The organism is Trabulsiella guamensis ATCC 49490, assembly GCF_000734965.1.
In the GTDB taxonomy this organism is placed as follows: Bacteria; Pseudomonadota; Gammaproteobacteria; order Enterobacterales; family Enterobacteriaceae; genus Trabulsiella; species Trabulsiella guamensis.
Genome location: NZ_JMTB01000091.1, coordinates 110,402 through 120,071 on the forward strand (window position 1 = coordinate 110,402; position 9,670 = coordinate 120,071).

General features: G+C 53.9%; 8 protein-coding genes and 1 rRNA gene. 4 read left to right on the forward strand and 5 right to left on the reverse strand.

The window, feature by feature from the left end:
• Window positions 1-163: 163 nt before the first annotated feature.
• From iclR to GTGU_RS14695, 4 genes are read left to right on the forward strand one after another with little or no spacing between them, the layout of a single operon-like run.
• Window positions 164-988, forward strand: coding sequence for a glyoxylate bypass operon transcriptional repressor IclR (gene iclR, locus GTGU_RS14680; RefSeq protein ID WP_038158436.1), 825 nt, complete (start codon window positions 164-166; stop codon window positions 986-988).
• Between the two features lie 57 nt (window positions 989-1,045).
• Window positions 1,046-1,708 (forward strand): CDP-alcohol phosphatidyltransferase family protein, encoded by a 663-nt coding sequence (locus tag GTGU_RS14685; RefSeq protein WP_038158438.1) that lies wholly within the window; start codon window positions 1,046-1,048, stop codon window positions 1,706-1,708.
• Window positions 1,705-2,346 (forward strand): lysophospholipid acyltransferase family protein, encoded by a 642-nt coding sequence (locus GTGU_RS14690; RefSeq protein ID WP_038158440.1) that lies wholly within the window; start codon window positions 1,705-1,707, stop codon window positions 2,344-2,346. Before GTGU_RS14685 ends, GTGU_RS14690 begins: the two co-directional genes overlap by 4 nt.
• Window positions 2,339-3,271 (forward strand): phosphatidate cytidylyltransferase, encoded by a 933-nt coding sequence (locus tag GTGU_RS14695; RefSeq protein WP_038158442.1) that lies wholly within the window; start codon window positions 2,339-2,341, stop codon window positions 3,269-3,271. Before GTGU_RS14690 ends, GTGU_RS14695 begins: the two co-directional genes overlap by 8 nt.
• Here the strand turns inward: GTGU_RS14695 and aceK are convergent.
• The 5 genes from aceK to rrf form a co-directional block, all read right to left on the reverse strand.
• Window positions 3,262-5,013: a bifunctional isocitrate dehydrogenase kinase/phosphatase gene (aceK, locus tag GTGU_RS14700; RefSeq protein WP_038158444.1), complete on the reverse strand. Its 1,752-nt coding sequence runs from the start codon at window positions 5,011-5,013 to the stop codon at window positions 3,262-3,264. The two genes, GTGU_RS14695 and aceK, sit on opposite strands and share 10 nt — an antisense overlap.
• A 49-nt stretch (window positions 5,014-5,062) precedes the next feature.
• The gene (aceA, locus tag GTGU_RS14705) at window positions 5,063-6,370 is read right to left on the reverse strand and encodes an isocitrate lyase (RefSeq protein ID WP_038158446.1); all 1,308 of its coding nucleotides are present in this window, start codon (window positions 6,368-6,370) and stop codon (window positions 5,063-5,065) included.
• A 31-nt stretch (window positions 6,371-6,401) separates the two neighbouring features.
• A complete protein-coding gene (gene aceB, locus GTGU_RS14710) occupies window positions 6,402-8,003 on the reverse strand; it encodes a malate synthase A (RefSeq protein ID WP_038158448.1) in 1,602 nt (533 codons plus the stop codon).
• Window positions 8,004-8,273: 270 nt separating this feature from the next.
• Window positions 8,274-9,203 (reverse strand): homoserine O-acetyltransferase MetA, encoded by a 930-nt coding sequence (gene metA / locus GTGU_RS14715; RefSeq protein WP_038158450.1) that lies wholly within the window; start codon window positions 9,201-9,203, stop codon window positions 8,274-8,276.
• Window positions 9,204-9,386: 183 nt separating this feature from the next.
• Window positions 9,387-9,502: ribosomal RNA gene (rrf, locus tag GTGU_RS14720) — 5S ribosomal RNA — on the reverse strand.
• Between the last annotated feature and the right edge of the window lie 168 nt (window positions 9,503-9,670).

Below are 9,670 nucleotides of genomic sequence, written 5' to 3' on the forward strand. Positions count from 1 at the left end.
CAGTCCATACTGGCATAAACCGGCAGTACGGAAAAGTCACACGGCCTTAACATGAGACAAGTTCATTTTCCCTGCAATAACTCATCCGATGAGTAAGGATATAGGTTGCATTATCATTAAATAAAACGAAAATGATTTCCACGATACAGAAAAGGAGTCCGCTATGGTTGCCACCGTTCCCGCCAAACGCGGTAGAAAAGCCGCCCCTGTCGCCGCTCAGCCTGCCGGACAAGTCCAGTCGCTGACCCGTGGCCTGAAATTGCTGGAGTGGATTGCGGAATCCCACGGCAGCGTGGCGCTGACCGAACTGGCGCAACAGGCAGGACTGCCTAATTCCACCACTCACCGCCTGCTGACCACCATGCAGCAACTCGGCTTCGTGCGCCAGACTGGCGATCTGGGGCACTGGACGGTGGGCGCGCATGCGTTTATCGTCGGCAGCAGCTTTTTGCAGAGCCGCAACCTGCTGGCCATTGTGCACCCCATTTTACGCTCGCTAATGGAAACCTCCGGCGAAACAGTCAATCTCGCGGTGCTGGATCAGAGCGATCATCAGGCCATTATTATTGACCAGGTGCAGTGTACCCAACTGATGCGCATGTCCGCGCCGATTGGCGGCAAACTGCCAATGCACGCGTCGGGTGCCGGGAAAGCCTTTTTATCACAACTGAGCGAAGAGCAGGTCAGCGCATTGCTGCATCGCAAGGGGCTGCACGCGTATACTCACGCCACGCTGGTGTCACCGATACACCTGAAAGAAGACCTGGCGCAAACGCGTAAACGCGGCTATTCGTTCGATGATGAGGAACACGCGCTGGGGCTGCGCTGCATTGCAGCCTGTATCTTTGACGAACACCGTGAACCATTCGCCGCAATATCCATTTCCGGACCTATTTCCCGAATCACTGACGATCGGGTGACAGAACTGGGCGCGTTAGTGATCAAAGCCGCAAAAGAGGTCACGCTGGCCTACGGCGGGATTCGTTAATCTCCCGCCAACGCTGTATAATCTGTGCTCAACAACAGCCAAAAATGAGCACTTTTGATGGAAAAGGATATCCAGGACCGCCGCCCCATCCGGGCGCGCGAAACGCGCTGGGCAGCATCCGCCGCCCGCTTTCTCCGCCGTAAAGGTTGTACGCCCAACGGCATCTCACTCTTCAGCATTCTTTTCGCTGCGGTCGCGGCGCTGTGCTTTTTGCTGGTCTGGCACAGTGACAACCCGCTCACGCAACGCATTCTGTTAGTGATCGCCGCTGCCGGTATTCAGGGTCGGCTCATCTGTAATCTGCTGGATGGCATGGTGGCAGTTGAAGGTGGCTTACGAAGCCCGGCAGGCGCGGTATATAACGAACTTCCTGATCGCATCTCCGATACCCTGCTGTTACTCGGCATGGGTTATGGCCTTCTTCACTTTCCGTCTGGCGTCGTGCTGGGCTGGGCCTGCGCGCTGTTCGCCATTGCGACGGCGTATATCCGTTTGCTGGGAGGCACCTGCGGTCTGACACAGCGCTTCAGCGGCCCAATGGCCAAACAGCATCGTATGGCGTTGCTGACCGTGGGCGCGCTGGTCGCTGCGGTGGTGCCGCAGTGGGGGCAGCACATTGGCCTGACGGTGCTGATCATCATTCTGGCGGGCACGGTGATCACCTGTATTGATCGTACCCGGAAAATTATCCGCGATTTACATGCAGGAGAACGCTCATGAGTTTCTCGCCGGACAAAACCCTCGTGCGCGCTTTACTGGTCAGTCTTTGCCGTTTACTGACGGGCATTAAGGCCAGATGGCAATCCGTTCCGCAAACGGAACGGCCAACGATTTACTTCGCCAACCACAGCAGCCACCTTGACGGACTGGTGATCTGGGCCAGTATGCCCGCCGCGATGCGCGATAAGGTCCATCCAGTAGCTGCTGCCGATTACTGGCAAAAGAGCCGCCTGCGCCGTTATCTCTCCTCACGCATCTTTGGCGCAGTGCTGATCGCGCGTAACGGCAAGAGCAGTAAACCGCTGCCAGACGAAAATCCCCTGGTTCCGCTCATCGACGTGCTGGAAAAGCAGGAGTCGCTGATTTTCTTTCCTGAAGGTACCCGGGGAAGCGGCGAAGCGCTGGGGGAATTCAAAAGCGGGCTCTATCATTTGATGCAACGCTACCCGGAGGCGCAATTGATCCCGGTCTGGCTGGAAAACCTGAATCGCGTGTTGCCAAAAGGCTCGAAACTGGTCGTTCCCATTATTTGCAGCGCAACGTTTGGCTCCCCGCTAAGCGGCCCTGCAGAACATGAAACCAAAGCGGAATTTTTGGATCGCGCCAAAGTCGCGCTGGAGGCGCTTTCCCATGCGTAATACCGATCATGAATTAATGCTCCTGCTCGCCGGGTTATTTAGCCTGCTGATCATTGCGAGTCTTATTGGCTTTCTGCTGGCGAGAAAAAAGCAAAACGCCACCATTGCCAATCTCAACGCCCGAATTCGGGCCTGGTGGGTGATGTGCACCATCTCCGTCATCGCGTTGCTGGTAGGCCCCATCGGTTCCGTTATCCTGTTTGCGCTGATGTCTTTCTTTGCATTACGCGAATGCGTTACGCTGACGCCCACCCGGCGTGGAGATCACGAGGCGCTGTTCTGGTGCTTTTTCGTCATTCTGCCGCTGCAATACCTGCTGGTCGGCATTGAGTGGTATAACCTGTTTGTGGTGTTTATTCCGGTCTACGCTTTTCTCTTTATCCCTGCACGCATTGCCCTCGCCAGCGATACCCGGCAATTTCTGGAACGCAGCGCCAAAATCCAGTGGAGCCTGATGATCGCCGTGTATTGTGTCAGCCATGCGCCTGCGTTGCTGATGCTCTCCATTCCCGGTTTTGAGGGGGAAAACATCAAGCTGGTGCTGTTTATGATGATTGTCGTGCAGATCTCCGACGTGCTGCAGTATGTGTTCGGTAAACTGTGGGGCAAGCGCGCTATCGTGCCGAAACTCAGCCCGAATAAAACAGTGGAAGGCTTTGTCGGTGGGATCCTGAGCGCCAGCCTCGTCGGCGCCGCGTTGTTCTGGGTAACGCCCTTCAATGTGGTGGAAGCCTTTTTCATCTCTCTGCTGATCACGCTGCTGGGTTTTGCCGGTGGGTTGTGCATGTCTGCGATTAAACGCGACCGTGGCGTGAAAGACTTTGGCGCGATGCTGGAAGGACATGGCGGGATGATGGATCGCATTGATTCCCTGTGCTTTGCCGCGCCGGTCTTCTTTCACGTGGTGCGCTATTTTTACGCCTGATCGGTCTGTGGTTGCTTACCGTAGCGGACGCTGAAACGCTGCCGCCTGCGGTAAGCATAGACATCTTCGACGTGACCGTTTTTGATGCGCGTCTGCAGGCCACGCCAGTAGTCGGCGCGGAACAGATCGGCGTGCATCTCTTCAAATAGCGGCCCGATACGCGGGTCAGCGCACAGCCAGTGGCGAAACTCTTCCGGAAAGACGTCGCCGGGCGAGACGCTGTACCACGGTTCGCCAGACAGCTCGTCTTCCGGGTAACGCGGCGGTGGAATGTCACGGAAATTCACTTCCGTCATGTAGCAAATTTCGTCGTAATCGTAGAACACGACTCGCCCGTGGCGCGTGACGCCGAAGTTTTTGAACAGCATATCGCCCGGAAAAATATTGGCCGCGGCGAGCTGGCGGATGGCATTGCCATATTCTTCAATGGCATCGCGTAACTGCTGGCCTTCCACCTGTTCCAGCCAGATATTGAGCGGCACCATGCGGCGTTCGATGTAAAGGTGGCTGATGCTGATGCGGTCGCCAAGATCAGTGATTTTTTCCGGCGCCTCTGTCAGCAACAGCGTCATCAGCGCCGGGTCAATCTGCCGTTTTTCCAGTACGAAATTTTCAAACTCCTGTGTGTCCGCCATGCGCCCGACTCGGTCGTGCTCTTTCACTAACTGGTAGCAGGCACGAACATGCGCCGCCGTGACCTCTTTTTGCGGAGCGAAACGGTCCTTAATCACCTTGAAGACACGGTCAAACCCGGGCAGCGTGAACACCAGCATCACCATGCCACGAATGCCCGGTGCCTCGGTGAATTGTTCATCCGTTGCACTATGGATGTAGTTGAGATATTCACGGTAGCTTTCGGTTTTTGCGTGCTTCTGGCACCCAATTGCCATATACAGTTCTGCCGTGGTTTTCCCTGGCAACAACTCGCGTAACCACTCCACCAGAGCGGCAGGCAATGGCGCGTAAACCATGAAATAGGAACGGGCGAAACCAAAAACAATGCTGGCTTCAGCGCTGGTAGTCAGACACGTATCAATAAACAGCTCGCCGTCATCGCTACGGTGAACAGGCAACAGAAACGGCAACGTCGCCGTCGGGGTGAAAAGTTTCCCGACCAGCCAGGCGGCTTTGTTGCGATAAAACAGCTCATTTGCCATCTGCAAATAACTCTGTTGCAGCGTCTGCGCACCGAAGGTTTCTGTCAGATGTGCGATGATATATTCCACATCCCGCGCTTTATTTTGCCACGGCAACCGCAACGGCAAATCGGACAAGACGTTGGTTAATAACGTCCCCCAACCGCGATCGGGAAAGAAGTCTTTTGCCAGCGGGCGTGGCATGGTGCGAAAACGGCGTTCGGGTTGCGAACTGAAAATAAAGAGCCGATCCGGGGTCAGCGAACGGTGATCAAAGAGACGGCAATAAACCGAATTAAAAAAACTCTCGGCAATCTCAAAGCGAGGATAGTCGGGCAACAGACGAGTGTAATGCGCTTTTACCTCCAGTAAGAAGCTCGCATCCGTGCTTCTGTCACCCGTGATGCAACGCAGTTGCTCCACCACCAGACCGACGTGGTGATCATAGAGATTAATACGCTGCTTCATGGCCTGTTGCACGGCGTGCCAGTCAGCTTGCTCAAAACGCTGTTGCGCGCCTGAGGTAACTTCCAGAAAGCGGCCATACTGCGCATCGAAGCCCTGCAGAATGGTTTGAGCGATCAGTAATTCCAGGCCACGCTGCATCGTTATCCCTCACGGTAGCCCCTCTCCATGTGGAGAGGGGGAAAGAGTATCAGAACTGATCTTCTTCGGTGGAGCCAGTCAACGCCGTGACCGACGATGCGCCGCCCTGAATAATAGTAGTGACCTTGTCAAAATAGCCGGTACCGACTTCCTGCTGGTGAGAAACGAAGGTATAGCCCTCGCTACCTGCGGCGAATTCTGGCTCCTGCACTTTTTCAACGTAGTGCTTCATGCCCTCGCCCTGCGCATAAGCATGCGCCAGGTCGAACATGCTGTACCACATGCTATGGATGCCCGCGAGCGTGATGAACTGGAACTTATAGCCCATATCCGAGAGCTGCTGCTGGAAGCTGGCGATAGTTTTATCATCGAGATTTTTCTTCCAGTTAAACGACGGTGAACAGTTGTAGGCCAGCAGTTTGCCCGGGAATTGCGCGTGAATGGCCTCAGCAAAACGGCGTGCCTGCTCAAGATCCGGTTTTGAGGTTTCACACCACACCAGATCCGCATAAGGAGCATACGCCAGGCCGCGGCTGATCGCCTGTTCAATACCGGCATGGGTACGGAAAAAGCCTTCGCTGGTGCGCTCGCCGGTGATGAAGGCGTTGTCATAGGGATCGCAATCAGAGGTGATCAGATCCGCTGCATCAGCATCGGTACGGGCAACTAACAGCGTCGGGACCCCCATGACGTCAGCCGCCAGACGTGCTGCCACCAGTTTCTGGATGGCTTCCTGTGTAGGGACCAGCACTTTACCGCCCATGTGCCCACATTTTTTCACGGACGCTAGTTGATCTTCGAAGTGGACCGCCGCCGCACCGGCTTCGATCATCGATTTCATCAGTTCAAACGCGTTCAGTACGCCGCCAAAACCGGCTTCCGCATCGGCAACGATTGGCAAAAAGTAGTCGACATAACGTGGATCATTGGGCTCGATACCGGCAGCCCACTGGATTTGATCCGCACGACGGAATGTATTGTTGATCCGCTCGACCACGGCAGGAACGGAGTTCGCCGGGTACAGCGACTGATCCGGATACATGCTGGAGGCGAGGTTCGCATCCGCCGCAACCTGCCAGCCAGACAGATAAATGGCTTCGATACCCGCTTTTGCCTGCTGCAATGCCTGCCCGCCGGTCAATGCGCCGAGGCTGTTAACGTAACCTTTCTTCGCGTCACCGTGCAGTAAACGCCACATTTTTGCCGCACCCAGTTGTGCCAGCGTGCATTCCGGATTAACCGAGCCGCGTAATTTCACCACTTCGTCCGCGCTGTAGGGACGACGAATACCTTCCCAGCGCGCTTGTTGTGTCCATTCTTTTTGTAACTCTTCGATCTGTTGGGTACGCGTTTTCATTTGCAAATGCTCCATGTCGTGATGTGGTGAGTTAAGGCAACAGGCGGTAGCCCGGCAGCGTAAGGAAATCGATCAGTTCGTCAGAGGTGGTAATTTCTTCCATCAGACGCGCGGCATCATCAAAGCGGCCGCTGTTGTATCGCGCTTCGCCCAGTTCTGCCTGAATGACGCGCATTTCTTCCTTCAGCATCTGCCGGAACAATTCGCGGGTGACGGGTTTACCATTGCTGAGTGTTTTCTCGTGATGGATCCACTGCCAGATAGACGTACGTGAGATCTCGGCGGTAGCAGCGTCTTCCATCAGGCCATAGATCGGCACGCAACCGTTGCCGGAAATCCAGGCTTCGATGTACTGAACAGCGACGCGGATATTCGTGCGCATCCCCTCTTCGGTACGTTCGCCATCGCAGGGCGCCAGCAGCTGTTCGGCGGTGATCGGCGCATCGGTCTCCCGCTTCACAAACAGCTGGTTCGGCTTTTCACCCAGAATGCCATCGAAGACCGCCATCACAGTATCGGCCAGCCCCGGGTGAGCGACCCAGGTGCCATCGTGACCATTCTTCGCTTCCAGCTCTTTGTCCGCTTTCACTTTTGCCAGTACCTGTGCGTTGCGTTCCTCATCTTTGCTGGGAATAAACGCCGCCATACCCCCCATCGCAAATGCACCGCGGCGATGACAGGTTTTGATCAGCAGTCGCGAATAGGCGCTCAGGAATGGTTTGTCCATGGTGACCACCTGGCGGTCCGGCAGAACGCGATCCGGGTAATTCTTCAGCGTCTTGATATAGCTGAAAATGTAATCCCAACGGCCACAGTTCAGACCGACGATGTGATCGCGAAGCGCGTGCAGGATCTCGTCCATCTGGAATACGGCGGGCAAAGTTTCGATCAACAGTGTTGCTTTGATGGTGCCACGTGGCAGATCAAAGCGATCTTCTGCGTAGCAGAACACGTCGCTCCACCAGGCTGCTTCCTGCCATGCCTGGGTTTTCGGCAGATAAAAATAGGGGCCGCTACCTTTGGCTAATAACTTTTTGTGGTTGTGGAAGAAGTAAAGCGCGAAGTCAAACAGGCTTCCCGGAATAGCCTCACCGCGCCAGGTGACATGTTTTTCCGGTAAATGCAGGCCACGTACGCGGCAGATCAGCACCGCCGGATCAGGCTTCAACTGGTAGATTTTGCCGTTTTCATTGGTGTAACTGATGGTGCCGTTAACTGCATCGCGCAGGTTGATTTGACCTTCGATCACTTTGTTCCAGTTCGGCGCCAGAGAATCTTCAAAGTCCGCCATGAACACTTTTACGTTGGCGTTCAGGGCGTTAATGACCATTTTGCGCTCAACCGGGCCGGTGATTTCGACGCGACGGTCCTGTAAATCATCCGGGATACCACGGATCGTCCACTCACTTTCACGAATGGAACTTGTTTCCGAAATAAAATCAGGCAATACCCCGGCATCGATCTCCTGCTGTTGTTTGACACGCGCAGCCAGTAACGTATTACGTCTGGCTGTAAAACGCGTCACCAGTTCTGTCAGAAACTCTACGGCTTCCGGCGTCAGGACTTGCGCTTCCTGTTCGCCATGTTGCTGACTAAACGCCAGTTCATCGATGGTTGTTGCCTGTTGATTCATTTCGCAGCTCCTCGTTGTCGATCCTTTAAAATTCCCCCAACGTGAACGAACGATCATTGTGCAGTTTTCGTTCAGCACAATTAAGACTACTCAATTAATTTCCAAAATCAAAAACAATTTCCATTTTTAAATTAAAAACATGGCAACGCATTGATAACAAAGAATTTAAATTTTATTTACTGAATGAAGTGGATTTCAGAAATTAAAAAGGCACCCGAAGGTGCCTGTGGTGGAATGCTGAAACGCTTTAGGATCCTGAACGACAGGAGATTAATCCAGTGTTGGATTCATATGACGCAGATCGTACGGCGTAATCTGGTAGACGTAATAGTTGAGCCAGTTAGTAAACAACAGATTACCGTGGCTGCGCCAGCTGGCACGAGGACGGTTTTGCGGATCATTTTTCGGGAAATAGTTATACGGCACTTCTGGGTTCAGACCGGCCTCCACATCACGGAAATATTCACCCGCGAGGGTATCTGCATCATATTCGGGATGCCCCGTTACAAAAGCGATACGTTTATCTTTGCTGGCAAACAGGTAAGCATCACCGTCGTCCGTTTCCGCAAGGATCTCAAGATCGGTATAGTCGCGAATGAGGGCTGCCGGGAAATCAGCATAGCGTGAATGAGGCGCCAGGAACACATCATCAAACCCGCGGGTCAGCAGAGCATGAGGATGCAGGATGTGATGTTCATAAACGCCGGAAAGCTTTTCTGTGCGGGTTTGCTTAGGAATGCCATAGAGAATATTGAGTGCCGCCTGTACGGCCCAACAGACAAACAGCGTGGAGGTCACATGATCTTTTGCCCACTCCAGTACCTGCCTGATTTGCGGCCAGTAGGCAACATCGTTGAATTCAACCAACCCCAATGGCGCACCCGTGACGATCAGGCCATCAAAGTTTTCATCGCAGATATCATCGAAGTTACAGTAGAAGTTATTCAGATGCTCAGCGGGCGTATTACGGGATTCACGGGCATCAATGCGCAATAGCTGGATGTCGACCTGCAGCGGCGAATTCGAGAGCAAACGCAGAAACTGATTTTCCGTTTCGATCTTCTTTGGCATCAGGTTAAGGATCAGCACTTTCAGAGGGCGGATTTCCTGACCTGTAGCGCGCGATGTGGTCATCACAAAGACGTTTTCATCACGCAAGAAATTGACGGCTGGTAGCTCGTCCTGCACCCGAATCGGCATAACCTTGTTACCTCACAGCATACGTATAAACGTTTAGACATCCAGATAGCTGAAGATAACCAGAATTGAACAAAATGTCGAGCCTGGAAGCGAAAGGTGAGAAAGTTTCAATTTCGGAAGATGTTGAGATGTACAAAAACGCAAAAAGGCCATCCTTCCGGATGGCCTCTTCACGTAATGGATGCCTGGCAGTGTCCTACTCTCACATGGGGAAGCCCCACACTACCATCGGCGCTACGGCGTTTCACTTCTGAGTTCGGCATGGGGTCAGGTGGGACCACCGCGCTAAAGCCGCCAGGCAAATTCTTTGTGCCCTGTCCTGTGGCTTTTCCACTGATACTGCGTTGGCTGCGCTCGTAAAGTCAGTCACATACCTCTGTATGCTCCTTCCTTTCCTTCGCCTGCCGCCTTGTCTCAGCGCAAAATCCTTCGGACTCTGAATCTGAGCTGAAAATCGTCTCTCAACA

What these genes read in the sequence shown, in the direction of transcription:
- GTGU_RS14685 (WP_038158438.1), top strand. Translation starts at nt 1,046, where the DNA reads ATGGAAAAGGATATCCAGGACCGCCGCCCCATCCGGGCGCGCGAAACG.
- GTGU_RS14690 (WP_038158440.1), top strand. Translation starts at nt 1,705, where the DNA reads ATGAGTTTCTCGCCGGACAAAACCCTCGTGCGCGCTTTACTGGTCAGT.
- iclR (WP_038158436.1), top strand. Translation starts at nt 164, where the DNA reads ATGGTTGCCACCGTTCCCGCCAAACGCGGTAGAAAAGCCGCCCCTGTC.
- GTGU_RS14695 (WP_038158442.1), top strand. Translation starts at nt 2,339, where the DNA reads ATGCGTAATACCGATCATGAATTAATGCTCCTGCTCGCCGGGTTATTT.
- metA (WP_038158450.1), bottom strand. Translation starts at nt 9,203, where the DNA reads ATGCCGATTCGGGTGCAGGACGAGCTACCAGCCGTCAATTTCTTGCGT.
- aceB (WP_038158448.1), bottom strand. Translation starts at nt 8,003, where the DNA reads ATGAATCAACAGGCAACAACCATCGATGAACTGGCGTTTAGTCAGCAA.
- aceA (WP_038158446.1), bottom strand. Translation starts at nt 6,370, where the DNA reads ATGAAAACGCGTACCCAACAGATCGAAGAGTTACAAAAAGAATGGACA.
- aceK (WP_038158444.1), bottom strand. Translation starts at nt 5,013, where the DNA reads ATGCAGCGTGGCCTGGAATTACTGATCGCTCAAACCATTCTGCAGGGC.